The organism is Roseovarius sp. (assembly GCF_040223625.1).
In the GTDB taxonomy this organism is placed as follows: Bacteria; Pseudomonadota; Alphaproteobacteria; order Rhodobacterales; family Rhodobacteraceae; genus Roseovarius.
Genome location: NZ_JAVKFX010000047.1, coordinates 49,295 through 74,496 on the forward strand (window position 1 = coordinate 49,295; position 25,202 = coordinate 74,496).

The window sequence follows — 25,202 nt, forward strand, 5'->3', positions numbered from 1 at the left end:
TTCGGTGGCGCCCCTCCGCCACCGGCGGGCACGGGGTATCCCCTTGGGCGTTACGCCGCCGGGCGCGAGCGCCGATACAAGGGGCGATCGAGACGAGGAGACCCCAGATGAACGGCTACCAGCACCTTTTCATTCCCGGCCCCACCAACGTGCCCGAGCCCGTGCGGCAGGCGATGAACCTGCCCATGGAAGACATGCGCGCCCCCGATTTCCCCGGTTTCGTCAGCGGGCTGCTGGCGGACCTGAAGAAGGTCTACCGGATGGAGGGCGGGCGCGTCTTCGTGTTCCCGTCCTCCGGAACAGGCGCGTGGGAAAGCGCCATCCAGAACACGCTGCGCCCCGGTGACAAGGTGCTCATGTCGCGCTTCGGGCAGTTCTCGCTTCTGTGGGTGGACATGGCCGAGCGGCTGGGCCTCGAGGTGGAGCTGTGCGAGGTCGAATGGGGCAAGGGCGTGCCGGTGGAGGCCTATGCGCGTATTCTCGAGGCCGACAAGGAGCACGAGATCAAGGCGGTCTTCGCCACCCAGAACGAGACGGCGACGGGCGTGACCTCGGATATTGCGGCTGTGCGCCGCGCGCTCGATGCCTGTGGCCATCCGGCGATGCTCTATGTCGACGGGGTGAGTTCCATCGCCTCGATCGAGTTCGAGATGGAGAAATGGGGCGTCGACCTGGCCGTTTCGGGCTCGCAGAAAGGGTTCATGTTGCCCGCCGGGCTGGGCATCCTCGGCGTGTCGGACAAGGCGCTGGAGGCGAACCGGGCGCTGGCGGGCCGTGGCATGGCGCGGTGCTTTTTCAGCTTCGAGGACATGATCAAGCTGAACGACACCGGCTATTTTCCCTATACGCCCGCGACCCAGCTTCTGCGGGGCCTGCGCTGTTCGCTGGATATGCTGCTGGAGGCCGGGATGGAAATCGTCTGGGCGCGGCATCACCGGCTGGCGGGCGGCGTGCGCGCCGCCGTGGCGGCGTGGGACGGCTGCGAGCTGGTGGCGGCCGGGCCGGAATGGGCCTCCGACACGGTGACGGCGATCTATACGCCCGAAGGGGTCGATGCGCGCGACGTGATTTCCGGCGCCTATTACAAGTACCAGACCTCGCTGGGCTCGGGGCTCAACAAGCTGATGGGCCGCGCGTTCCGCATCGGGCATCTGGGGTCGCTGAACCCGGTGATGCTCTGCGGGGCGATCTCGGCCGCCGAGATGGCGCTGGTGGATGCGGGCGCGCAGATCGTGCCGGGTTCGGGCGTGGCCGCCGCCCAGGCGCATTTCCGCGAGACCACCCCGGCGGCGGTGACCCTGCCCGCGAAGGCCGCCTGAGCCATGGCGGAGCGGCAGATCCTCGTCACCCGCGCCTGGCCGAAGGCGGCGGAGGAGCGGCTGGTGGCCGAGGGGTTGGGCACCGTCACCCTGCGCCACCCCGACAGCCCGATGAGCCGGGAGGAGTGGATGGCGGCGGCGGAGAGCTATGACGCCATCCTGCCCACCGTGTCGGACCGGATCCCGGCGGAGTTCTACGGGGCCGCGAAGGGCAAGGTTCGGGTGATGGCCAATTACGGCGTGGGGTTCAACCATATCGACATCGGGGCCGCGCGCGCCAACGGCATCGCGGTGACCAACACGCCGGACGTTCTGACCGACTGCACCGCCGACCTGGCGATGGGCTTGCTGCTCGCCGCCGCCCGCCGCATCGGCGAGGGCGAGCGCGAGACGCGGGCCGGCGGATGGGACGGCTGGCGGCCCACCCACATGATCGGCAAGAAGGTCTCGGGCGCGACGCTGGGGATCGTGGGCTTTGGCCGGATCGGCCAGGCGATGGCGCGGCGGGCCCATGGCGGGTTCGGCATGCCCGTGGTGTTCCACGATGCCTGGGCCGTGCCGGCGGAGATCCGGGCAGCGAACGGTCAGGCCGAGCAGCTCGGCTCGATCGCCGAGGTGGCGGCGGAGGCGGATTTTCTGTCGCTCCACTGTCCCGGCGGGGCGGAGACGGTCAAGCTGATCGGGGCGCAGGTCTTCGAGGCGATGAAGCCCGGCGCGATCCTCGTGAACACGGCGCGCGGCGACGTGGTGGACGAGGACGCGCTGTTCGCGGCGCTCGAGTCAGGGAAGCTGGCGGCGGCGGGGCTCGACGTCTACATGGGCGAGCCAGCGCTGGATGCGCGGTTTCTGACGTATGAAAACGTGGTTCTGGCGCCGCACCTGGGCTCTGCCACCGAGGCCACGCGCGTTGCCATGGGCCACCGGGCGATCGACAATCTGAGGGCGTTCCTAGCAGGTGAAACGCCGGGGGACCTGGTGACGTAAACCGGACATTAACCAAGGTGAGGGAAGGATCGGGGCATGAGAGATCATGGTCCGATCACGCCCGAGCAATGGCTGGGCAAGCTGTTCTCCTCGCGCGCGGCGCGCGAGGGGCGCGTCATCCGCCGGCAATTGCGGGACATCGACCATTATATCGGGCGCGACCGGTTCGAGGCCGAGCTGGCCCGGCGCGGCTATCACGCGGTCGAGAATGCCGGGCAAATGGTCATTTTCTGCAACCAGGAACCGATCCGCGTGATCCTGTAGGTACTTTCCGCGCGGAAAGTACCCTCGGGAAATGCGCATTTCCCGAGCCCGGAAGGTTCGAAAATTCCGGGTTTCCGCCGCTGGCGTCGCGCCAAAAGTTTCCGATCGTAAACCCCTGTCATCCATCCACTTCTCTGCGCCGCGGCGAGTGCATCCCACCGCATCCCGCAACCCCCGCGCCGGGTAGGCCCGCCCTACCCGTTCGTCGCCCGCGCCCCTCCCCGCGCGGCCATTCTTACCCGCAGGGAAGTATCGCCCCGGCCCGCCCGGCGCGACACTGGTCCCAACTCGCAACAAGGGATCACGGACATGAGCTACACCCTCCACCCGCTCAAGAAGCAGCGCCTGCAACGGTCGGAACTGGCCGTGCCGGGCTCGAACCCGTCGATGATCGACAAGGCGGCCGACTCGGAGGTCGATTACATCTTCCTCGACCTCGAGGATGCGGTCGCGCCCCCCGACAAGGTGCAGGCGCGGGCCAACATCATCCAGGCGCTGAACGACATCGACTGGAAGGCCAAGGGCAAGACCATGTCGATCCGGATCAACGGGCTCGACACCCATTACATGTATCGCGACGTGGTCGAGATCGTGGAACAGGCGGGCCAGCATCTCGATACCGTGCTGGTGCCCAAGGTGGGGGTGCCGGCGGATCTCTACACGGTCGAGACCCTGCTCAGCCAGATCGAGGAGGCGAAGGGGTTCTCGCACCAGATCGGCCTCGAGGCGCTCATCGAGACCTCGCTGGGCATGGCCAATGTCGAAGCCATCGCCGCCGCGCCCGGGCGGCTGGAGGCGATGCATTTCGGCGTGGCGGATTATGCCGCCTCGACCCGCGCGCGCACCGTGGTGATCGGCGGGCTCAACCCCGACTACCCGGGCGACCAGTGGCATTTCGCCCTGTCGCGCATGACCGTGGCCTGCCGGGCGTATGGCCTCCGCGCCATCGACGGGCCGTTCGGCGATTTCTCGGACCCCGAGGCCTATATCGCCTCGGCCAAGCGCGCCGCGGCGCTGGGGATCGAGGGCAAATGGGCCATCCACCCCAGCCAGGTGAAGCTTGCCAACGACGTATTCTCGCCCCCCGAGGGCGAAGTCACCAAGGCGCGGCGCATCATCGAGGAGCTGAAGGCCGCCGCCGCCCAGGGCAAGGGCGCCGCCGCGCTTGACGGCAAGATGATCGACGCCGCCAGCGAGCGGATGGCCAACAACGTCATCACCGTCGCCGACGCCATCGCGGCCAAGGGATAACAAGGAGGTCACCCCATGGACATTCACGAATACCAGGCCAAGGAGATGCTGCGCCGCTTCGGTGTCAACACGCCCCGCGGCGGCATCGCCTATTCGCCGGAACAGGCCGTCTATCGCTGCTCGGAGCTGTCGGGCGACAAGTGGGCCGTCAAGGCGCAGATCCATTCCGGCGCGCGCGGCAAGGCCGGTGGCGTGCGCATCTGCGCGACCGAGGAGGAGGTGGCCGAGGCCGCGCAGTGGATGCTGGGCCGCCGCCTTGTCACCCACCAGACCGGGCCGCAGGGCAAGCTGGTGAACCGGCTTTATGTCGAGGAGGCCACCAATATCGCGCAGGAGATCTACCTGGGCTTCGTGATGGACCGCAAGCTCGAGCGCGTGGTCGTCGTGGCCTCGGCGCAGGGCGGCATGGAGATCGAGGAGATTTCCGCCAACGAGCCCGACTCGATCATTCGCAGCGTGGTCGACCCGGCGGTCGGCATGCAGAACTTCCAGGCGCGCGAGATCGCCTTTCAGCTGGGGCTCGAACCGGCGCTCATTCCGGCCGCCGTGAAAACCATCATCGGCTGCTACCGCCTGATGAGCGAGACCGACGCCAACATGGTCGAGATCAACCCGCTGGTCGTCACCTCGGCCAACGAGATCGTGGCGCTGGATGCCAAGCTGGCCTTCGACGACAACGCGCTCTTCCGCCACCCGGATATCTCGGAGCTGCGCGACAAGAGCCAGGAAGACCCGCGCGAAACCTACGCTAGCGACCGCGGCCTCAACTATATCTGCCTCGACGGCCGGATCGGCTGTATCGTCAACGGCGCGGGCCTCGCCATGGCGACGCTCGACATGATCAAGATGGCGGGCGGGGAGCCGGCCAACTTCCTCGACGTGGGCGGCGGGGCGAGCCCCGAGCGGGTGCTGATGTCCTTCAAGGCCGTGCTCAACGACCGCAATGTCGAGGGCATCCTCGTCAACATCTTCGCCGGCATCAACCGCTGCGACTGGATCGCCGAGGGGGTGATCCGCGCGGTGAAGGAGCTTGACCTGCAGATGCCGCTCGTCGTGCGCCTCTCGGGCACCAATGTCGAGGAAGGCCGCAAGCTCATCGCCGACAGCGGCCTCGACATCATCACCGCCAGCACCCTTGCCGAGGCGGCCGAGAAGGTCGTCGGCGCCTGGAAGACGGCCCATATGAAGGAGGCCTCGTGATGGCCATTCTGATCGACAGCAGTACCCGCGTTCTCGTGACCGGCATCACCGGCCGGATCGGCAGTTTCCACGCGCAGGACATGATCCGGCACGGCACCAATGTCGTGGGCGGCGTGACGCCCGGCAAGGGCGGCACCACCCATCTCGACCTGCCGGTCTTCAACACCGTCAAGGGCGCGGTGGCCGAGACCGGCGCCGACCTCGTGGTCAGCTTCGTGCCGCCGCCCTTTGCCGCGGATTCGATCATGGAAGCGGCGGATGCGGGGATAAAGACCTGCGTCTGCATCGCCGACGGCATCCCGGCGCAGGACATGATCCAGGTGAAACGCTACATGCGCCGGTACAAGGAAGACCGGCGGATGCGCCTCATCGGCCCGAACTGCGCGGGGATCATCACGCCGGGCCAGGCCTTTGCCGGGCTGATGCCGCCGTCGATCTACACACCGGGGCGCGTGGGGATCGTCGGGCGGTCCGGCACGCTGGGTTACGAGGCGGCGAGCCAGATGTCGGAGCGGGGCATCGGCGTCTCCTCCTCGATCGGGATCGGCGGCGATCCGATCAACGGGTCGAGCTTCAGGGACATCCTGGAACTGTTTGAAAACGATCCGGACACCGATGCCGTGGTTCTCGTGGGCGAGATCGGCGGCCCGCAGGAGGCGGAGGCCGCGGAATATATCCGCGATCACATGTCGAAGCCGGTCGCGGCCTATATCGCTGGGCTCTCGGCGCCCAAGGGGCGGCGGATGGGCCATGCCGGCGCCATCGTCTCGGCCTTCGGCGAATCGGCGCAGGAAAAGGTCGACATCCTCAAGGAGGCCGGCGTGACCATTGTCCCCACGCCCTCCTCCTTCGGTGAGGTTGTCGCGAAAATGGTGGCCTGACCCCTCCTCCCCCCTCGTTCAGCCACCATTCCCGGCCCCGGCGCGATCCCCCGCGCCGGGGCATTCCGTTTCCGCCCGCTCTCCTGATACCCGAGGGCTTTTCAGCGGCGAGGCGCTCGCTTAAGAGGCGTGCGGTAAAGGAGAATGCCCATGCCCACCGAGACCCCGCAGCCCGCCTTCGTGCTGGTCCGCCCGCAGATGGGCGAGAATATCGGCGCCGCCGCGCGGGCGATGTGGAATTTCGGGCTGGACCGTATGCGGATCGTGGCGCCGCGCGATGGCTGGCCCAACTCCAAGGCCGCGGCGATGGCAAGCGGCGCGGGGCGGTTGCTGGACGAGGCGGTGCTGGCGGAGGATCTGCCGGAGGCGCTGGCGGATTGCTCTTACGTCTTCGCCACCACCGCCCGGGTGCGGGGGCTGACCAAGCCCGTCTATGCGCCGGAGCGGGCGATGCAGGTGGCCGCCGAAAAGATCGCCGCGGGCGAGAAGGTCGCGGTTCTGTTCGGGCCGGAGCGTGCGGGTCTGGAAAACGAGGACGTGGCGCGGGCCAACGCGATCATCAGCGTGCCGGTGAACCCGGAATTTGCCAGCCTCAACCTTGCGCAATGCGTGCTGCTGACCGCCTATGAGTGGCGCAGGGCCTCTGGCGAGGTCGAGATGGAGCGCACCGACATGGCCGGCGCCGACTGGGCCACCCAGACCGAGGTGGAGAAGCTCGCCGATCACTATGAGCAACGCATGGAGGAGGCCGGCTTCTTCTTCCCCGAGCACAAGCGCGAGGGCATGAAGCTCAACCTGCGCAACATGTGGAGCCGGATGCCGCTGACCGGCGCCGATGTGCGGATGCTGCACGGGGTTCTGCGGCAGATGGTCCGCTGGAAGGATCGGGCCGAGTGAGCTTGAAGCGGGTACGTGGCGGCACTACCCTCCGCCGGAACAAGGGAAAGGGCCGGGGATGAGCGGCAAGCGCAGCATTTTCGAAGAGGTGGCCGAGGACACGCCCCGGCGCGAGGCGCCGAAGGGCGGCATGATCGACAAGGGCCGGCGCGGCGCGCGCGGCGCGGTGCGGGCGTGGCTGCTGGTGCTTTTCGCGCTGGTGGTGGTGATGATCGCCGTGGGCGGGCTCACCCGGCTGACCGATAGCGGGCTGTCGATCACCGAGTGGAACGTGGTCAAGGGCGCCCTGCCCCCGACCGATCCGGCCGCGTGGGAGGCCGAGTTCGAGAAATACAAGGCGATCCCCGAATACCAGTTGCAGAACAGAGGCATGAGCCTCGAGGAGTTCAAGACGATCTACTGGTGGGAATGGGGCCACCGGCAGCTTGGCCGGGTGATCGGCCTTGTCTGGGCGCTGGGGTTCCTGGGCTTCCTGCTGACGCGGACCATTCCTCCGGGCTGGACCGGGCGGCTGCTGGGCCTCGGTGTGCTGGGCGGCGTGCAGGGGGCGATCGGCTGGTGGATGGTATCCTCGGGCCTGACCGGCCAGATGCTCGACGTGGCGAGCTACCGGCTGGCGGTGCATCTGGGCCTCGCCTTCGTCATCCTCGGGCTGATCGCGTGGTATGTCTTCTGCCTCGGGCGCGAGGAGCGGGAGCTGATGCAGGCCCGCCGGGGCCGCGAGCCGAAGCTCTTCAGCCTGTCGACCGGCTGGATGCATTTCGTCTTCCTGCAGATCCTGATCGGCGCGCTGGTCGCCGGGATCGACGCGGGGCGGACCTTCACCGACTGGCCGCTGATGGCGGGCGGTTTCCTGCCCGTCGATTTCTGGATGCCCGAGCTGGGCTGGCGCAACCTGTTCGAGAACCCCGGTTTCGTGCAGTTCACCCACCGGATGGCGGGCTACCTGCTCTTGGCCTTCTCGGTCATGGTCTGGCTCAAGGGCCGGCGCAGCGCCAACACTGCGACGCGCGCGGCCTTCACCGGCGCCTTCATCGCGCTCTGCGCGCAGGTGGTGATGGGCATCGCCACGGTGCTTTACGCGGCGCCCTGGCAGGTGGCGATCGTCCACCAGCTTCTGGCGGTGGCGGTCTGGGTGCTGATCATCCGGGCAAGGTTCCACAGCCAGTATCCGCTGGCGCAATCGGTCAGGGGGTAAGACCATGGCGGCCTATGACGAGCTGATGGCGCATGAGCGCGAGACACAGGCGCTGGCCCAGGTGGCCGGACGGTTGAGCTGGGACCAGGAGACGGTGATGCCCCGCGGCGCGGCCGAGCAACGGTCGGAGGAATCCGGGGCGATGGAGGCGGTGCTCCATGCCCGCCGCACCGATCCGCGCGTGGGCGACTGGCTGGCGGCGGCGGAGGCACCCGATGACGTGGGCGAGGCGCAGCTTCGGCAGATCAAGCGGGCGCATGACCGGGCGCGGAAGGTGCCCGCCCAGCTTGCCACGGCGCTGGCGCGTCTGACCAGCCGGTCGCAGGGCATCTGGGCGGCAGCCCGGGTGGCGGATGACTTTGCCGCCTTCGCGCCGACGCTGGAGGAGGTCGTCCGCCTAAAGCGCGAGGAGGCGGCGGCGCTGGCCGAGACCGGCACGCTCTACGATGCGCTGCTCGACGATTTCGAGCCGGGCGCCACGGCGGCCATGCTGGAGACCATGTTCGACGACATGCGCCCCGGCCTTGTCCAGCTTCGCAAGCGCGCGCTCGAGGGGGCGGCGGCGGAGGGCGTGAGCGGCGACTTCCCCGCCGATACCCAGCTTGCCTTCGCCCGCGACCTCGCCGCACGGTTCGGCTATGACGGCACGCGCGGGCGGCTCGACCTCGCGGTACACCCGTTCTCCTCCGGCTCCGGCGACGACGTGCGCATCACCACGCGGACGGCGGCGGACGACCCGTTCAACTGCATCTATTCCACCATCCACGAAACCGGCCATGCCTGCTACGAACAGGGCATCGACCCGGCCTTCCGCCTGACCCCGCTGGGCCAGGGCGTGTCGATGGGCGTGCATGAAAGCCAGAGCCGGATCTACGAGAACCAGCTCGGCCGCTCGCCCGCCTTCTGCCACTGGCTTTTCGGCGAGATGCGGGAACGCTTCGGCGATATCGGGGTGGCGGACGAGGCGGCCTTCTACCGCGCCGTCAACCGCGTGCATCGCGGCTATATCCGGACGGAGGCGGACGAGGTGCAGTACAACCTGCATATCATGCTGCGCTTCGATCTGGAAAAGGCGCTCGTCTCGGGCGACCTCGCGGTGCGCGATCTCGAGGCGGCGTGGAACGACCGGTTCGAGACGGATTTCGGCTACAAGGTGGACCGTGCGGCCAACGGCGTGCTGCAAGACGTGCACTGGTCGGTGGGGCTCTTCGGTTATTTCCCCACCTACAGCCTCGGCAATGTCTATGCCGGCTGCCTCCACAAGGCGCTGCGCGAGGCGGTGCCGGATATCGACGGCCACCTCCAGCGCGGCGATCCGGGGCCGGCCACCCGCTGGCTGCACGAGAACGTCCAGCGCCATGGCGGCCGCTACCCCCCGCGCGAGGTGATCACCCGCGCCTGTGGCGGGGAGGAGCCCTCGGCCGGGCCGCTGATGAGCTACCTCGCCGACAAGTTCTGCGCCCTCTACCCGGGCTGAGGCGCCCCGTCACCTGGCGGACCGCGCAGATCGTGGCGCGGGCATTTGCCCAGCATGCTGTCGTGGTTCGGACAGCCCGAGGGCTTGTCGACGTCCAGCGCCGGAACCCGCGAAATCGCGCGCCCCCCTCTTTAACTCAATCCGCCCCCGGCTTCTTCTTGGCAAAAATATCCCCGCCGGAGGCTCCCGTCCTCACAACGATCTCCGCCGCCGCATGCCATGGACGCCCCCGTTTTTCCAAGTTATAGCACCCCGGATAAACACACGAGGAGCGCCCGGATGGCCGAGCCCGAGCAGCCGCAGATCTATCTCATCACCCCGCCCGAGATCGAGCTCAGCCGGTTTCCCGACACGCTCGCCCGGGTGCTTGATGCACAGGAGGTGGCCTGCATCCGGCTGGCGCTTTCGACCCATGACGAGACCCAGCTTTCGCATGCCGCCGATGCCTGTCGCGAGGTGGCCCATGCCCGCGACATTGCCATCGTCATCAACACCCATTTCATTCTCGCAGAGCGGCTGGGCCTCGACGGGGTCCACCTGACCGACGGCGCGCGGCAGATCCGCACCGCTCGCAAGACGCTTGGGGCCGACGCGGTGGTGGGCGCCTTCTGCGGCACGTCGCGCCATGACGGGATGACCGCAGGCGAAGCGGGCGCGGACTATGTCAGCTTCGGCCCGGCGGGCGACACCGTGCTGGGCGACGGGTCACGGGCGGAATTCGAGGTGTTCGAATGGTGGTCGCAGATGATCGAGGTGCCGGTCGTGGCCGAGGGCGCGCTCGACGAGGATCTGATCCGCCGCCTCGCCCCGGTGACCGATTTCTTCGGCATCGGCGCCGAGATCTGGAACGCCGAGGACCCCGCCGCCGAACTGGGCCGGCTGGTCGCGGCGATGCAGGTCGGGTGACGGTCTCCGGCACCGACGGAAAACCGACAAGATACCGACGTGATACCGACGTTACGTTTGCAGCGTTTTCAACGGGTTAGCCGCGCCTCGCCGCCCGCCACCTGCCGCTCTGTCGGCATGCCGGAACGGACGACCCTCTCCACATGCGCCGCCAGCGCCTTGCGGCTTACAAAATCGGCAACCTTTACAGGGGCATGGTAGACGACCTTCACCCCGCCATTCCGCCGCGCCGCCAGCAGTTTCAGCGCGTGAGAGCCGAAATCCATATCCCCCCACCAGCCGTAGAATCGCGGGTCCTCCCCCTCGGGCGCATGATAGATCACCGTCACCGGCTGGATATGCAATTCGTCGCGCAGGTTCTCGTTGAAGAACGCCTGGAACAGCGTTGATTTGAAAGGCAGAACCCGGAACCCGTCAGTGGACGTGCCTTCCGGGAAGAACAACAGCTTGTGCCCCGCCAAAAGCCGCTCCTCGAACACTTGCTGCTGCGCCTTCGCCGCCCTCGGATCGCGGGTGATGAAGACCGTGCCGGTGATCTTCGCCAGGAACCCGATACCGGGCCAGCCCGCCACCTCGGCCTTCGATACGAAATACACCCGCTTGCGCGCATTGAGCGAGAAAATATCGAGCCAGGACGCATGGTTGGCCACCACCGCGCCGCGTTCCGCCATCCGCTCGCCCACCGCCTCGTGCCGCATGCCCAGCACGAAAAACGCCGTCCGGCACACCACCTGCGTGATGAACGGCGTCCACGGCCGGTGCAGCCCGTAGAGCGGCCGTTCGACCAACCGCAGTGCCATCATCGCCACCACGCCCAGCAGCAGCACCGCCACCAGCACCACTCCGCGCAGCCCGGCCCGAATCCACCCCGCCGCCGTGATCCGGTGGGGCGGCGCGGGCTCCTCGGGCGACCAGGTGAAGCTCACGCCGTAATGCCCTTGGAGTAAATGTTTTTCTGTGTCTGGCTCAGCCGCTCGGTATCCATCACCAGGCAGATATCGGTGGTGTTGAACGCATGGTCGATGAACGCGCCATCGCCGACATAGCCGCCCAGCCGCAGGTAGGCCTTGATCAGCGCCGGCACCTGCAGCATCGCCGCGCGCCGGTCGATCCGGTCCTCGGGCAGCAGGTTCATGGTCTGATAATGCGCCGCCTGCGTCCGGACCCGCAGCGCCTCGGGCGCGAGATGCCGGTGATGCAGCATCGACAGCGGCTGGGCCAGCGCGTTGACGTCGGTGCCGTGGAAACTGGCCACGCCGAACAGGATTTCTATCTCGTTTTCAAGCACGTAGCGCGCGAGCCCGTTCCAGAGGTGATACATCGCGGCCCCGCCGCGATACGGCGGCGCAAGGCAGGAGCGGCCCAGCTCCATCAGCCGCCGGCCGCTCTGTTTCAGCGGCGTCAGGTCGTACTCGTCCTCGGAATAGAACTGCCCCACGGCGCGCGCCTGGTCGTCGCGCAGCACGCGGTAGACGCCCACCACGTCGCCGCCCCGGGCGCCGTCGGTCAGGATGATATGGTCGAAATAGGGGTCGAACCGGTCCCGCTCGAGCCGCGCGTCATGGTCGACCAGCGGCCCGTCGCCGCCCAGCTCCTCGACGAATACCTCGTAGCGCAGGCGCTGCGCGGCCCTCAGATCCTCGTCCGAGCCTGCCAGCCTGACGCTGAACTGATCCTGGCTCACGCCCATCGCTGCCCTCGCGCCCTTGTTCGCCGCGGTTTTATGGCGCTGCGGCCACGAAAGCAACGGCACTTGGCACATGCGCGCCCATGTCCACTTCCGGGTGCCTTAACTTTTCCGTAACCTCCTTCATGTTTTGATCACCGGGATCAATTCGACACGGGAGCCATCGATCACGACCTTGCCGACTTCCTGGAAATTCACGGTAATGCGGCCGCCGATATTCGACTGCACCTGCCCGGTGCCCCAGTCGGGCTGTTGCGGATGCTCGACAAGCATGCCGGGTTCCAGGAAACTGTTAAGATCTGACATGCGCTTTCCAGCCATTCGTGGAGGACCCAATTGCCCCATCCTAGCGACAAGATCGCCTCTCTCATAGGGTCTCGCATCTGCCACGACCTGATCAGCCCGGTGGGCGCCGTGGCCAACGGGCTGGAACTGCTCGAGCTGTCGGGCCTGCCGAAAAGCCCGGAATTCTCGCTGGTGGCGGAAAGCGCGGGCCATGCCTCGGCCCGGATCCAGTATTTCCGGCTGGCCTTCGGCGATGCCGAGCCGGGCCAGGCGGTGTCGGGGCAGGCGGTGGCCGACATCCTCGCCGCCGTCTACGAAGGGGGGCGGATCGGGATCGACTGGCAGGCCGCGGGCGAGTTCGCGCGGCCCGATGTCAAGGCGGCGCTGCTGGCGCTGATGTGCGTGGAACAGGCGCTGGTGGCCGGCGGGCGGATCGTGGTGGCCCGCGCCGGCGCGCGCTGGCATATCCGGGCCGAGGCCGAGCGGCTGTCGCCCGACCCGGCGCTGTGGGACCTGCTGCGCGGCGCGCCGGGGCCGGAGGCGATACCGCCGGCGGCGGTGCAGTTCCTGCTGCTGCCGCACGTGATCGGGACAAACGCGAAGATCGACTTCCAAGCTACGGAAAGCGCGGTAGAAATCCGGTTCTAGGCCCGGGTCGCGCCGTCGCCCTCGACCAGGTATTTAAAGCTGGTGAGCTGGGCCGCGCCGACCGGGCCGCGGGCATGCATCTTGCCGGTGGCGATGCCGATCTCGGCGCCCATCCCGAACTCTCCGCCATCGGCGAACTGGGTCGAGGCGTTGCGCATCAGGATGGCGCTGTCGAGCTCGGCGAAGAACTGTTCGGCGGCTTTGTCATCCTCGGTGATGATGCAGTCGGTATGCTGGGAATGGTACTGCCGGATATGGGCGATGGCGCCGTCGATATCCTCGACCATCTTGGCGGCGATGATGCTGTCGAGATACTCGCGGCCCCAATCCTCGTCGCTGGCCGAACGGGTGCCGGCGATGACCTGCAGCGCGGCATCGGCCCGCACCTCGACGCCCGCGTCGATCAGCGCCCGGATCAGGCCCTGCCCGATCGTGTCGGCCACCTTGCGATGTATGAGCAGGCACTCGGCCGCGCCGCAGATGCCGGTGCGGCGGGTCTTGGCGTTCATCACCACGCGCAGCGCCTTCTCGGGGTCGGCGTCCTTGTCGATATAGATATGCACGATCCCCTCGAGATGGGCGAAGACCGGCACGCGCGCCTCGCGCTGGACAAGGCCGACAAGGCCCTTGCCGCCGCGCGGCACGATCACGTCGATCGTGCCGGTCATGGTCAGCATCTCCTTCACCGCCGCCCGGTCGCGGGTGGGCACAAGCTGGATCGCGTCCTCGGGCAGGCCCGCCGCGCGCAGCCCCTCGACCAGCGCCGCGTGGATCGCCGCCGAGGAATGAAAGCTTTCCGACCCGCCCCGCAGGATCACCGCATTGCCCGATTTCAGGCAGAGGGCGCCGGCATCGGCGGTCACGTTGGGCCGGCTTTCATAGATCACCCCGATCACCCCCAGCGGCGTGCGCACGCGGCGGATATGCAGGCCCGACGGCATGTCCCATTCCGCCAGCACCTCGCCCACCGGGTCGTCCTGTGCGGCCACGGCGCGCAGGCCGTCGCACATGGATTTCACCCGGTCCTCGTTGAGAAGGAGCCGGTCCATCATCGCCTCGGACAGGCCCTTGTCGCGGCCATAGTCGAGGTCTTTCCCGTTTGCGGCGATCACCTCGGCGCAGGCGGCCCAGAGCGCATCGGCCGCGGCCTCCAGCGCCTGTTTCTTGGTCTCCGCCTTCGCTGTGGCCAGCGTCGCGGCGGCGGATTTGGCGCGGTCGCCGATTTCGGCCATCAGGGCGGGGATGTTGTCGAGGTCTTTCATGGTCAGCGGTCCTTCGCGGGTCGGCGGGAGCGTAGCATCAAAGGCGGTCAGAACGCCATATCGTCGCGGTGGATGAGCGGCCCGCGCGCCGGGTAGCCGAGGATTGGCTCGATATCCTGTGTCTTGAGGCCCTTGATCAGCGCGGCATCGCGCGCGTCGTAGCGGGTAAGCCCCTGGCCCAGCGTGCGGCCGGTGGTGTCGGCCACCTCGACAGGGTCGCCGCGGCCGAACCGGCCGGTAACGGCGGTGACGCCGGCGGGCAGCAGGCTGCTGCCGCCTTGGAGGGCGCGGGCGGCGCCGTCATCGACGGTGATGCGGCCCTTGGGCTTCATCGCGGCGATCCACGCCTTGCGCTTCTGGTGCGGGTCGCCCTGGGCGGTGAACCAGGTTGCCGGGGCGCCTTTTTCAAGCGCGGACAAGGGGTTGAGCACCGATCCTTCGGTGATCGCCATGTCGCAGCCGGCGGCCGTCGCCGTGCGGGCGGCCATCAGCTTGGTCTTCATGCCGCCTTTCGAGAGACCCGAGCCGGCATCGCCCGCCATCGCCTCGATTTCGGGCGTGATCTCGGAGATGACGTCGAAGCGGGTCGCCGCCGGGTCGATCGTGGGATTGCCGGAATAGAACCCGTCGACATCGCTGAGCAGGATGAGTTGATCGGCGCCTGCCGTCACCGCCACCTGGGCCGCCATGCGGTCATTGTCGCCATAGCGGATCTCGTCGGTGGCGACGGTGTCGTTCTCGTTGACGATGGGCACGGCGCCGAGCTTGAGGAGCTGTTCCAGCGTGGCGCGGGAGTTGAGATAGCGGCGGCGGTCGGCGCTGTCCTCCAGCGTCACCAGCACCTGCGCGGCGCGGAGGCCGTGTTCGGAGAGCGCCCGGTCATAGGCATGGGCGAGCTGGATCTGGCCCACGGCGGCTGCGGCCTGCGATTGCTCGAGCGTGAGTTCGGTCATCGGCAGGCCCAGGGCGCCGCGCCCCAGCGCGATGGAGCCCGAGGAGACGAGGATCACGTCCGTCCCGCGCGCCCGGATGCGGGCCACGTCGGCCACCAGCGCCTTGAGCCACTCGGCGCGCAACTGGCCGCTGCCCCGGTCCACCAGCAGGGCCGAGCCGATCTTGACGACGATGCGCCTGGCGTCGCTCAGGGTTGCCACGGCTCGGGCTCTTCGTCCTTGGCCTTTTCCCGCAGGCGGCCATCGTCGATCTGGGCCCGGAGCGCGCGGAGCACCTCCGTCACCCCCTCGCGCGAGACGCCCGACATCAGCATGACGTTTTCCGCGCCCGCCGCCTGCACCTCGTCACGCAGGAAGGCGCGTTCCTCGTCGTCGAGCGCGTCGATCTTGTTGAGCACCGTGACGCGCGGCTTGTCGGCCAGCGCGCCGCCATAGGCCTCCAACTCGTTGATGATGGTGTGATAATCCTCGACCAGCGTGCCGGAGGTGCCGTCGACCAGGTGGAGCAGCACCGCGCAGCGCTCGACATGGCCGAGGAAGAGGTCGCCCAGGCCCCGGCCCTCATGCGCGCCGTCGATCAGGCCGGGGATGTCGGCCACCACGAACTCGACCCCGTCCACCTCGACCACGCCGAGATTGGGGTGCAGTGTGGTGAAGGGATAGTCGGCGATCTTGGGCCGGGCGTTGGAGGTGGCGGCGAGGAAAGTCGACTTGCCCGCGTTGGGCAGGCCCACGAGGCCCACGTCGGCAATCAGCTTCAGCCGCAGCCAGAGCGTGCGCTCGACCCCGTCCTGGCCGGGGTTCGACCGGCGCGGCGCCTGGTTGGTGGAGGTCTTGAACCGCAGGTTGCCCCAGCCGCCATTGCCGCCATGCGCGAGTTCGATCCGCTGGCCCACCTCGGTCAGGTCGGCGATCACCGTCTCCTGGTCCTCGTCGAGGATCTCGGTGCCGACGGGGACGCGCAGGACGATATCCTCGCCATCCTTGCCGGTGCGCTGGCGGCCCATGCCGGGCTGGCCGTTATCGGCGAAGAAATGCTGCTGGTAGCGGAAGTCGATCAGCGTGTTCAGCCCGTCGACCGCCTCGGCAAAGACCGAGCCGCCCTTGCCGCCATCGCCGCCATCGGGCCCGCCATACTCGACGAACTTCTCCCGCCGGAAGCTGATACAGCCCCCGCCGCCCGAACCGGACCGGATATAGACCTTTGCGAGATCGAGGAATTTCATGCTGTCATCCTTTAGGCAAAGGTCCGGTCTGGCTCAATCCATTTTCCGGCTGTAGGTCCAGGTGGGCACCTTGGCGTTGCGCGCCACCGAGAAGGTTTCGGCGTCGCCCAGGTAGCTGAAGCCGTGGTTGGTGACCACGCGGGCCGAGACCGGGTTGTCCTGGAAGACCGAGGCGAAGATCGTGCGGCATTTGCAGGGGTTGGCGGCCACGATGGCGCCCACGGCTTCCGAGGCGACGCCGGTGTTCCAGAAGGCGTGCGCCACCCAGTAGCCGATCTCGCACTGGCCCTCGTCGACGCGCTTCAGGCCGATGGCGCCCATGACCTCCTCGCCGCCGTCGCGCGAGCCGTCGATGATCCAGACCGTCTCGGTCCGGTCGGGGGCGGTGACGCGGGTCAGGAACGCCTCGACCGTGCCGGGGGGCAGCGGGTGCGGAATGCTCGACGTGTTGCGCGCCACGCGCTCGTCGCCCGCGTAATGCGCCAGAAGCCCCGCATCCGAGGCGCGCGGCGGGCGCAGGTCGAACCGGCCGGCCGCTATGGTGGGTTGGGTGTCGATCGTCTCCAGTTTCATTGCGTTTTCCTCCCAAACGCGGTGGCCCGTGACCGGGCCCGAACCGGGGATTGGCTGGCAAGGGGGGCTGCAATCCTCGAACGAGAAAGGGGACCGGCCCTTGCCGATCCCCCGATGTTCTCATTACACCTTTTCGGTCGGCTTACTCTGCGGCCTCCGCCACTGGCGTGACCGAAATGAAGGTGCGGCCCTTGAGGCCCTTGTGGAACGTCACCGAACCTTCGACGGTGGCGAAGAGGGTGTGATCCTTGCCCTGCCCCACGCCGTCGCCCGGCCAGAACTTGTTGCCGCGCTGACGCACGATGATGTTGCCGGGAATGACGGCTTCGCCGCCGTATTTCTTCACGCCAAGGCGGCGGCCGACGGAATCGCGACCGTTACGTGATGAACCGCCTGCTTTCTTGTGTGCCATCTCGTTGTCTCCTATCTCGCCGGATTACTTAGCCAGTTCTTTGGCTTGTTCAATCCATTCGGGTTTGACCTTGACGGCCTCGAAATTCTCCGCGTCCACCTTGGCCAGGTCGGCGTAGGTGGTGATGCCGGCCTCGACCAGCTTCTTCTCGACCGCCGGGCCGATGCCCGTGATGGCGGTGAGATCGTCCGCGGCGGCCTTTTTCGGCTCGGCCTTCTTGGGCTCTGCCTTTTTCTCGGCCTTGGGTTCGGCCTTCTTCTCGGCCGGCTTGTCGGCTTTCTTGTCCGCCTTCTTGGCGACGCTCTTCTCGCCGGCTTCCTTGTTCTTCACGCGCTTGGCCATCTCGGCCTGGTCGGTGGCATTGTCGGCATAGCGTTCCTTGCCCATGCCGGCGGCCAGTGCGCCTGCGCCCACGGCGGCCTTGATGCCCGACTTGTCGGCGCCCTTCTCGAGGATCTCGGTCACGCGCAGCAGGGTCAGCTGCTGGCGGTGGCCCTTCGTGCGCTGCGAGCCGTGCTTGCGGCGGCGCTTGACGAAGTGGATGACCTTGTCGCCCTTGACCTGATCGACGACCTCGGCCTGAACGGCCGCGCCATCGACGAGGGGCGCCCCGATCACCGGGTTGTCGCCGCCCAGCATCAGGATCTCGTTGAACTGCACCTTTTCACCGGCGTCGGCTGCAAGCTTTTCCACGCGGAGCATGTCGCCCGACTGGACCTTGTATTGCTTGCCACCGGTCTTGAGGACCGCAAACATGTTCGTCTTCCTTTTCAACTTCCGCGTCCTGTGGCCCCCGGTTCCGGGTGTTGCGTGGGGGTCTCTCCCCCGCCTCGGACGGCGCGCCCCATGTCGTGGGCGTAATTCCATCAAACCCCGCGCAGGTCAGACACCTGCCGGGATGGGCGCTTATCGGGGGATGAGGGGGCAAAGTCAAGGGGGAAATCCGGGGTTTCCGCCCCGGATGGCTCAGTGTTGCGGGAGCATGAAGCGGGCGAAGAAGGCGGTCAGGCCGGGAATGTCTTCGAGCGGCAGGATCGCGGCGGTGAACTGGTCGGGGCGGACGACGATCAGGGCGCCGCTCTCGCGGTCGATGCCGCGCCGGTCGAAGATTTGGGGGCCGATTTTCAGATCGGGGCAGAAGGTTTTTTCGTAATCGGTGAGGCCGAAGCGGCCCTTGGGCGGGGTCAGTAGGCGGGGGAGCGCGGCAAGGTCCATGTCGCGGTGATGGGGCTGGAAGACCGCGCGCAAGTCGATGACCGCGTCGATATCGGCGCCATCGGGCGTGTAGCGGCGCAGGGGGCTGTCGGGCGCGGTGTCGAGCGCGTGGCAGAGCCGGGCGATGGCGCCGCCCGGCGCGCCGGTGTCGCCCCGCGGGGCAAAGGCCACCAGCCGCCAGCGCCCGTCGGCCGGCATCGCATGGCCAAGCTGCATGGGTTTCGCATCGGCCAGCCGGATGACGGGGGCGGAGTGGAACCGCATGCCGATGGGCAGGCCGGTGGCGAGGGGCTGGTGGCCCGCCTGCACGATCATCGAGGGGTCGTAGCGCGCCTCGACCCCGGCGGTGTAGCGGCCGTGCTTCTGGAAATACTGCTGGAACCGGGCCGAGGCGTCGGGGTCGGAGGAGCGGGAGCTGAAGAGCCGGGCCATGTCGCGGTCGAACTCGATCAGCTCCTGCGCCTTGGCGCGGCGCTCGCCGGAATAGGTATGCAGCAGCTCGGGCACGGCCTGCCCGCGCAGCACCGCCGCCAGCTTCCAGCCGAGGTTGAACGTGTCGGCCATCGACACGTTCATCCCCTGCCCCGCCTTGGGGCTGTGGGTGTGGCAGGCGTCGCCGGCGATGAAGATGCGCGGGGTGCGGGCATCTCGCGGTTCGGTGCCGAGGTCATCGAAACTGTCACAGACCCGCTGGCCGATCTCGTAGGCCGAGCACCACGCCACGTCGCGCACATCCAGTGTAAAGGGCGTCAGGATCGCCTGCGCCTTCCCGATCAGCATGTCGGCGGTGACGTTGCGGTCGGCGGCGCGCTCGGTCTCGTGCAACTCGTCCAGTTCCACGTACATCCGCACCATCGCGCCACCCTCGCGCGGGATGATCAGCAGGCTGCCGCTGTGGGCGGAGCGGATCGCGGCCTTCAGGCGGATATCGGGGAAGTCGGTGACGGCGAGGATGTCCATCACCCCCCAGAGCTGCCGCGCGGCATCGCCCTTGAGCGTCAGCCCGAGCGAGCCGCGCACCGTGCTGCGGGCGCCGTCGCAGCCGACCACGTATTTCGCGCGGATGGTTTCGGTGGCGCTATCCGGGGCTTCGAAGGTGGCGGTCACGGGGTAATCGGGGGCGTCGGTTCGCGTGAGCCCGGTCAGGTGAAAGCCGTAATCGGGGGTCAGCCGGCGGGGCGATTTGCGCATGATGTCGAGGTAGAAATCATGCACGCGGGCCTGGCTGAGGATGGTGTGGGGCATCTCGGAGAGGTCGGCGGCCACGTCGTCGATCCGGTCCGTGCGGCGCAGGCCAGCGCCGCCCTCTCCCGGCGCCCAGAACACGGTTTCGTTGACCCAGTAGGCCTCCTCCATCACCCTTGTCGCGAAGCCGAAGGCCTGGAACATCTCCATCGAGCGGCAGGCGATGCCGTCGGCCTGCCCCATCTCGAGCGGGCCCGGTTTGCGCTCGGCGATGCGGGTCACGATGTCGGGGAAGGCGGAAAGCTGGGCCGCCAGCGTCAGCCCGGCGGGGCCACAGCCGACGATCAGCACATCGACCTCGGTGGGGCGCTCGCCCGCCCCCTGCGCCTCGGGCCGGACGCGCGGATCACCGGGGGTGAAACCGTCGAAATGGTATTGCATCGCGCCCTCCCCCGCGAGACGCCGCTCGCCTGCCCTACAGCTCCTGGCTGCGCAGGTGCTGGGCCACGGCCTGGCCGACGAGGTAGGACAGCTCCTCGTACATCCGGTCGAAGGTGGAGAAGAGCGCGGTGTTCAGCGCCTGCCCCTCGTCACTGCGCCAGAGGTCGATATATTCCTGCACCTCGTCATCCTCGAGTGGCTGGTAGGCGGTCAGCAGGTACGCCCCGATCCAGGCGGTGCTGTCCTCGCGCACGCCCTCTTCCTGCGACCAGACATCGAGCAGCATGTCCTCTTCCGAAAGGTCGTATGCGCCGCCATCGGCCAGCCCGCGATAGAGCATCAGGTTGGAATTCAGGATGCCCATCACGTTGTGCTCGATCAGGTCGCTGTCGGCGATCAGCGTGTCGATCTGGTCGACGATCAGCGCGCCCTCGCGGTCGAGCTTCTCGTATTGCTCCTGGGCGGCCTCCTCGACCTCCGGATCGAGGAAGGCCTCGCGCGCGGAGAGCTCCAGCTCGACCACCTCCGCCCCCAGATCGGAGGTGAAGAAGGCGTTGAGCGGGGCAAGGTCCACCCCGTCCAGCCCCTGCGCCATGCGCTCCTCGACGAGGTTGCGCATCTTGCCGGTGTCGTAGATGCGCTCGACCGTGGCCTGCCAGCCGGAGGGGACGGCGTCGGGCATCATCTCCTGCGCGAGGCTGTCGGCATAGGCCAGCCCCTCCTCGCGCATGATCTCGACCGTGTCGCCCACGCGCAGCGCCCGAAGCAGCGTGTCGAGTTCGGCACGCCCCTCGGACTGTGCGGGCATCGCCCAGATCGCGGCGGCGGCAAGGGCCCAGGCGGCGGCGCGGATCGGCCCCATGCTCACAGCTCCTCGCCGGGGTGCATCTCGGCCATGCGGGCGGCCAGAACCTCGAACCGGTTGGCCATGATCTCGTACTGGATGGCGTTCATCAGCTCGTAGACCTCCTGCATTTCCGGGGCTTCCAGCGCCTCGGTATAGGTCTCGAGCTCTTCGAGCGTCAGGTCGCGATAGGTATAGGCGGCATTGGCGAGCCCGGCCTCGGTCATGTCGGCGCGCATCTCGTCCTCCTGGTTGCGGATGACAGCGCGCAGTGAGCCCTCGTCGATCTCGTAATCCAGCACCCCGGCATAGGAGGCGGCCATCAGGAAGCGCACCATGATCTCCTGCACGGCGCGGACCGACTGGTCCTCGGTGTCGATGGCGTCGGCCATGCGTTCGAACATCTCGGCCCGGCCGTTGCCTTCGGCGCGCGCCTCGGCCAGCAGTTCGGCCCCTTCGGCGCGTTGCGCGGCGCTGTCCTCGGCCATGTGCGAGGCGTTTTCCAGCTGCACCAGCTTCTGCCCCAGCGGCGAGGCGTAGAAGCCCGCGGCGTGGCCGAGCAGCTCGTCGCTCAGCGTCTCGGAGAGGATGTCGATGGCCATGTCGTGCATCGTATCGGTGTCGAAGACCTGCTTGGTGACGCGGGCCCAGTCATGGCCGAAATCGTTGGGCGACATGCCCAGCATCTCGGGCGCGTCGGAGGCCGACTGCTTGATCGATTCGAGGGCCACGTCGAAGCCGGTGACCTCGAGGAACGCCTCGAGGTTGGCGCGGTCGGCGGCGCGGGCCTGCGGGGGCGCCAGCAGCGCGATGGCGGTGAGTATGGCGATGAACGGGGCGTGGATCAGGGACCGTCGCGACAAGGGGGCACTCCTATGGCCGAATTGCTCTTCTCTGAATCTAGGCAAATTCTGGCGGCAAACAATGCAAAACCCCCTTGTCCCCCGCCGGAAAGGCGATTAAACGCACCCTCCAGACCCCCGCGGAGAGGTGCCGGAGTGGTCGAACGGGGCGGTCTCGAAAACCGTTGACCCTTCACGGGGTCCCAGGGTTCGAATCCCTGTCTCTCCGCCATTTATTTCCTGATGTTGACGATGTGGTGAAACCCGGTGCCCCCTGCGCCGGGTGTCGTGGCTTTGGCGGCGTGGTGCGATGCTGTTCGCGTGGCGTGCGAGAAAAAAGATCGCGCCCCAGAGGGCGCGATCGGACAGGTCGGATTCAGGCTCAGGTGGGCGTGAACCGGGTTTAACGTCGCCCGATAACCCTTTGACTATCCAATACGATAGTTCGGGCTCTCCCGCGTGATCTGGACGTCGTGCACATGGCTTTCCTTCAGCCCCGCGCCGGTGATGCGGACGAAGGTGCAATTGTTGCGCATCTCCTCGACCGTGGCGCAGCCGGTATAGCCCATCGCCGCACGCAGGCCGCCGACAAGCTGGTGCACGACGGCATTGGCCGTGCCCTTGTAGGGCACCTGCCCCTCGATCCCCTCGGGGACCAGCTTGTCGCTGGCGGCGTCCTTCTGAAAGTAGCGGTCGGCGCTGCCGCGGGCCATGGCGCCGAGGCTGCCCATGCCGCGATAGGCCTTGAAGCTGCGGCCCTGGTAGAGGATCACCTCGCCCGGGCTTTCATCGGTTCCGGCCAGCATCGAGCCCACCATGGCGCAGGAGGCCCCGGCGGCGATGGCCTTGGCGAAATCGCCCGAGAACTTGATGCCGCCATCGGCGATGATCGGCGTGCCGTCGGCGGCCTCGACGCAATCCATGATGGCGGTGAGCTGGGGCACGCCCACGCCCGCGACCATCCGCGTGGTGCAGATGCTGCCCGGCCCGATGCCCACCTTGATGGCATCGGCCCCGGCGCCGATCAGGGCGCGCGTGGCCTCGCCCGTCGCCACGTTGCCGGCGACGATCTGCACCTCGTTCGACAGGCCCTTGGCCCGCTCGACCGCCTTGGCGACGCCCTCGGAATGGCCATGCGCGGTGTCGATCACGATCATGTCCACCCCGGCATCGACCAGCGCGGCCGAGCGTTCGAAGCCCGCATCGCCCACGGTCGAGGCCGCGGCACAGCGCAGGCGGCCGAGGTCATCCTTGCAGGCGGTGGGGTTCAGCACGGCCTGCTCGGTATCCTTGAGGGTCAGGAGACCGGTCAGCTTGCCATCCTTGTCGGTGACCAGCAGCTTCTCGATCCGGCGGGCGCGCATCAGGTTCTTGGCCTCTTCCCGGTCGGCGGGCTCGCGCAGGATGGCCAGATCGTTCGAGGTCATCATCACGTGCACCGGCGTCTCGTCGGAGGTGGCGAAGCGCATGTCGCGGTTGGTGACGATCCCAACGACGCGGCGTTTTTCGTCGACCACCGGGAAGCCGGTGAAGCCGTAGCGCTCGGTCAGGGCCTTGGCATCGGCCAGCGTCTGGTTCGGGGTCAGCGTCACCGGGTTGTAGACGATGCCGGATTCGAAGCGCTTGACCCGCCGCACCTCGCGCGATTGCTCCTCGACGGTCAGGTTGCGGTGGATCACCCCCATGCCGCCCGCCTGGGCCATGGTGATCGCCATGCGCGATTCGGTCACCGTGTCCATGGCCGAGCTCAGAAGCGGGATGTTGAGATTGATCGACCTGGTGACGCGCGTCCGCGTGTCGGCGGTGTTGGGCAGCACGCTCGACTTGGCGGGTACGAGCAGAACGTCATCGAAGGTCAGCGCCTCACGAATCTCCATTGGGGGTCTCCATGGCAGGGATCGTTTGGCGCTTCCCTATTACATGGATCGGGGGCGGGTGAAAGGCCAATTCGTTGGCGGGAGGACAAGGCGGGGTTGCAGGCGGCGCCGGGTCTCGGGCCTTGCCGGGGGCGGGAAATCCGGCCACCGTGGCGGCGAGCGTTACGGGACGGGAGGATGCGGCATGACGAAACACGGCTACGAGGCGGGGCGGCTCGACCTGCCCTTCGTGGGGATCTCCACCTTCGGCAAGCGGCCCTACGTGGCCGACTGGGCGGCGATCGAGGCGGATGCCGCGATCCTCGGCGCGCCGTTCGATTTCAGCACGCAATGGCGGGCGGGCGCCCGGTTCGGACCGCGCGGGGTGCGCGAGGCCTCGACGCTCTTCAGCTTCGGCCATGCCGGGGCCTATGATCACGAGGATGACGTGACCTATCTGCCGGGGGACGTGCGGATCGTCGACCTGGGCGATGCCGATATCGTGCATACCGACACGGTGAAGAGCCATGCCAATATCGAGGCGGGCGTGCGGGCGATCCTGAAGGCCAGCGCGCTGCCGGTGGTGATCGGCGGGGATCATTCGGTGAATATCCCCTGCATCAACGCCTTTGACGGCCAGGGCGACATCCACATCCTGCAGATCGACGCGCATCTCGATTTCGTCGACGAGCGTCACGGCGTGCGCTTCGGCCATGGCAACCCGATGCGCCGGGCGGCGGAGAAGCCCTATGTCACCGGCCTGACGCAGATCGGCATCCGCAATGTCAGCTCCACCGCCAAGGAAGGCTATGACGACGCCCGCGCCATGGGCTCGGACATCCTGTCGGTGCGGCAGGTGCGCAAGCTGGGGGCGGAGGCAACGGCGGCGCGCATTCCGGAGGGCGCTCGGGTTTATATCACGCTGGATATCGACGCCTTCTGCCCCTCGATCGCGCCGGGCACCGGCACGCCCAGCCATGGCGGGTTTCTCTATTACGACGTGCTGGAGATCCTGCAACAGGTGGCGAAGGACCACGAGGTGGTGGGCATCGACCTTGTCGAGGTGGCGCCGGATTACGACCCCACGGGGGGCACGTCGATCCTGGCGGCGCAGGTGCTCTTGAACCTGCTGGGGTTCGTGTTTCACGCGCGGGGGGCGGGCTGAGGGCGTTTTCTTCGAAGAAAACGGGCCGGAAAATTGGAATTTTCCGGCGTCTCTACATTAGCTGCGTTGCGCAACATGCCGTTTTCTTTAAAGAGACCTCAGCGAAACTTTGAGGATTCTTCTGTTTCCGTCGAAGTGGTATGATTGGCCATGAGACAGAGCTTCACAACCCAACCCGCCCTTTTCGCCTCCCATGAGCTTTTCGAGCATCCCGCGCTTGGGGCGCTGGAC

25 protein-coding genes and 1 tRNA gene are annotated in these 25,202 nt (G+C 67.5%); 13 read left to right on the top strand and 13 right to left on the bottom strand.

Annotation, left to right across the window (positions count from 1 at the left end; translation table 11 throughout):
* Window positions 1–107: 107 nt before the first annotated feature.
* The 10 genes from RLN94_RS14150 (at window position 108) to RLN94_RS14195 (ending at window position 10,377) form a co-directional block, all read left to right on the top strand.
* Window positions 108–1,319: an aminotransferase class V-fold PLP-dependent enzyme gene (locus RLN94_RS14150; RefSeq protein ID WP_350125897.1), complete on the top strand. Its 1,212-nt coding sequence runs from the start codon at window positions 108–110 to the stop codon at window positions 1,317–1,319.
* Between the two features lie 3 nt (window positions 1,320–1,322).
* Window positions 1,323–2,303, top strand: a complete 981-nt coding sequence (locus RLN94_RS14155; protein ID WP_350125894.1) for a 2-hydroxyacid dehydrogenase — start codon at window positions 1,323–1,325, stop codon at window positions 2,301–2,303.
* Between the two features lie 36 nt (window positions 2,304–2,339).
* Window positions 2,340–2,567 carry an N-(5'-phosphoribosyl)anthranilate isomerase gene (locus tag RLN94_RS14160; protein ID WP_350125891.1) on the top strand — a complete coding sequence of 76 codons (228 nt, stop codon included), beginning with the start codon at window positions 2,340–2,342 and terminating at the stop codon, window positions 2,565–2,567.
* A 309-nt stretch (window positions 2,568–2,876) separates the two neighbouring features.
* Window positions 2,877–3,818: an HpcH/HpaI aldolase/citrate lyase family protein gene (locus RLN94_RS14165; RefSeq protein ID WP_350125888.1), complete on the top strand. Its 942-nt coding sequence runs from the start codon at window positions 2,877–2,879 to the stop codon at window positions 3,816–3,818.
* A gap of 15 nt (window positions 3,819–3,833) precedes the next feature.
* Entirely contained in the window at window positions 3,834–5,018 is a 1,185-nt protein-coding gene (locus tag RLN94_RS14170; protein ID WP_350169144.1) for a malate--CoA ligase subunit beta, read from the top strand.
* On the top strand, window positions 5,018–5,899 hold the full coding sequence (gene sucD, locus RLN94_RS14175) for a succinate--CoA ligase subunit alpha (protein ID WP_350125882.1): 882 nt from the start codon (window positions 5,018–5,020) through the stop codon (window positions 5,897–5,899). Before RLN94_RS14170 ends, sucD begins: the two co-directional genes overlap by 1 nt.
* Window positions 5,900–6,049: 150 nt before the next feature.
* Entirely contained in the window at window positions 6,050–6,796 is a 747-nt protein-coding gene (locus RLN94_RS14180) for an RNA methyltransferase (protein WP_350125879.1), read from the top strand.
* Window positions 6,797–6,854: 58 nt separating this feature from the next.
* Window positions 6,855–7,994 carry a heme A synthase gene (gene ctaA / locus RLN94_RS14185; protein WP_350125876.1) on the top strand — a complete coding sequence of 380 codons (1,140 nt, stop codon included), beginning with the start codon at window positions 6,855–6,857 and terminating at the stop codon, window positions 7,992–7,994.
* 4 nt (window positions 7,995–7,998) lie between these two features.
* Window positions 7,999–9,471, top strand: coding sequence for a carboxypeptidase M32 (locus tag RLN94_RS14190; protein ID WP_350125873.1), 1,473 nt, complete (start codon window positions 7,999–8,001; stop codon window positions 9,469–9,471).
* A 279-nt stretch (window positions 9,472–9,750) separates the two neighbouring features.
* Window positions 9,751–10,377: a thiamine phosphate synthase gene (locus RLN94_RS14195; RefSeq protein ID WP_350125870.1), complete on the top strand. Its 627-nt coding sequence runs from the start codon at window positions 9,751–9,753 to the stop codon at window positions 10,375–10,377.
* A gap of 68 nt (window positions 10,378–10,445) precedes the next feature.
* Here the strand turns inward: RLN94_RS14195 and olsA are convergent, their stop codons facing one another.
* From olsA to RLN94_RS14210, 3 genes are all read right to left on the bottom strand, one after another.
* Complete coding sequence (olsA, locus tag RLN94_RS14200) at window positions 10,446–11,303, bottom strand: lyso-ornithine lipid O-acyltransferase (RefSeq protein ID WP_350125867.1); 858 nt, start codon at window positions 11,301–11,303, stop codon at window positions 10,446–10,448.
* Complete coding sequence (olsB, locus tag RLN94_RS14205) at window positions 11,300–12,067, bottom strand: L-ornithine N(alpha)-acyltransferase (RefSeq protein WP_350125864.1); 768 nt, start codon at window positions 12,065–12,067, stop codon at window positions 11,300–11,302. Before olsB ends, olsA begins: the two co-directional genes overlap by 4 nt.
* Before the next feature lie 120 nt (window positions 12,068–12,187).
* Entirely contained in the window at window positions 12,188–12,370 is a 183-nt protein-coding gene (locus tag RLN94_RS14210) for a DUF3553 domain-containing protein (RefSeq protein ID WP_350126018.1), read from the bottom strand.
* 30 nt (window positions 12,371–12,400) lie between these two features.
* On the opposite strand from RLN94_RS14210, the gene RLN94_RS14215 reads away from it, so the two are divergent.
* A complete protein-coding gene (locus RLN94_RS14215) occupies window positions 12,401–12,997 on the top strand; it encodes a histidine phosphotransferase family protein (RefSeq protein WP_350125861.1) in 597 nt (198 codons plus the stop codon).
* Here RLN94_RS14215 and RLN94_RS14220 read toward each other — a convergent pair.
* The 9 genes from RLN94_RS14220 to RLN94_RS14260 form a co-directional block, all read right to left on the bottom strand.
* On the bottom strand, window positions 12,994–14,259 hold the full coding sequence (locus RLN94_RS14220) for a glutamate-5-semialdehyde dehydrogenase (protein WP_350125858.1): 1,266 nt from the start codon (window positions 14,257–14,259) through the stop codon (window positions 12,994–12,996). The genes RLN94_RS14215 and RLN94_RS14220 overlap by 4 nt on opposite strands.
* Window positions 14,260–14,306: 47 nt before the next feature.
* Window positions 14,307–15,413 carry a glutamate 5-kinase gene (proB, locus tag RLN94_RS14225; protein ID WP_350125855.1) on the bottom strand — a complete coding sequence of 369 codons (1,107 nt, stop codon included), beginning with the start codon at window positions 15,411–15,413 and terminating at the stop codon, window positions 14,307–14,309.
* Entirely contained in the window at window positions 15,401–16,438 is a 1,038-nt protein-coding gene (obgE, locus tag RLN94_RS14230; RefSeq protein WP_350125852.1) for a GTPase ObgE, read from the bottom strand. The genes proB and obgE overlap by 13 nt, the downstream gene beginning before the upstream one ends.
* 33 nt (window positions 16,439–16,471) lie before the next feature.
* Window positions 16,472–17,011, bottom strand: coding sequence for a GNAT family N-acetyltransferase (locus RLN94_RS14235; RefSeq protein WP_350125849.1), 540 nt, complete (start codon window positions 17,009–17,011; stop codon window positions 16,472–16,474).
* 142 nt (window positions 17,012–17,153) lie between these two features.
* Window positions 17,154–17,423 (bottom strand): 50S ribosomal protein L27, encoded by a 270-nt coding sequence (rpmA, locus tag RLN94_RS14240; protein WP_300894615.1) that lies wholly within the window; start codon window positions 17,421–17,423, stop codon window positions 17,154–17,156.
* Between the two features lie 24 nt (window positions 17,424–17,447).
* Window positions 17,448–18,179, bottom strand: coding sequence for a 50S ribosomal protein L21 (rplU, locus tag RLN94_RS14245; protein WP_350130965.1), 732 nt, complete (start codon window positions 18,177–18,179; stop codon window positions 17,448–17,450).
* Window positions 18,180–18,389: 210 nt separating this feature from the next.
* Window positions 18,390–20,264, bottom strand: coding sequence for an FAD-dependent monooxygenase (locus RLN94_RS14250; RefSeq protein WP_350130966.1), 1,875 nt, complete (start codon window positions 20,262–20,264; stop codon window positions 18,390–18,392).
* Between the two features lie 34 nt (window positions 20,265–20,298).
* Window positions 20,299–21,126 carry a DUF2059 domain-containing protein gene (locus RLN94_RS14255; RefSeq protein ID WP_350130967.1) on the bottom strand — a complete coding sequence of 276 codons (828 nt, stop codon included), beginning with the start codon at window positions 21,124–21,126 and terminating at the stop codon, window positions 20,299–20,301.
* Between the two features lie 2 nt (window positions 21,127–21,128).
* Window positions 21,129–21,971, bottom strand: a complete 843-nt coding sequence (locus RLN94_RS14260) for a DUF2059 domain-containing protein (RefSeq protein WP_350130968.1) — start codon at window positions 21,969–21,971, stop codon at window positions 21,129–21,131.
* A gap of 121 nt (window positions 21,972–22,092) precedes the next feature.
* On the opposite strand from RLN94_RS14260, the gene RLN94_RS14265 reads away from it, so the two are divergent.
* Window positions 22,093–22,182, top strand: a tRNA-Ser gene (locus tag RLN94_RS14265).
* A gap of 196 nt (window positions 22,183–22,378) precedes the next feature.
* Here RLN94_RS14265 and guaB read toward each other — a convergent pair.
* Entirely contained in the window at window positions 22,379–23,827 is a 1,449-nt protein-coding gene (gene guaB / locus RLN94_RS14270; protein WP_350130969.1) for an IMP dehydrogenase, read from the bottom strand.
* A 184-nt stretch (window positions 23,828–24,011) separates the two neighbouring features.
* On the opposite strand from guaB, the gene speB reads away from it, so the two are divergent.
* Entirely contained in the window at window positions 24,012–24,971 is a 960-nt protein-coding gene (speB, locus tag RLN94_RS14275) for an agmatinase (protein WP_350130970.1), read from the top strand.
* Window positions 24,972–25,202: the final 231 nt, after the last annotated feature.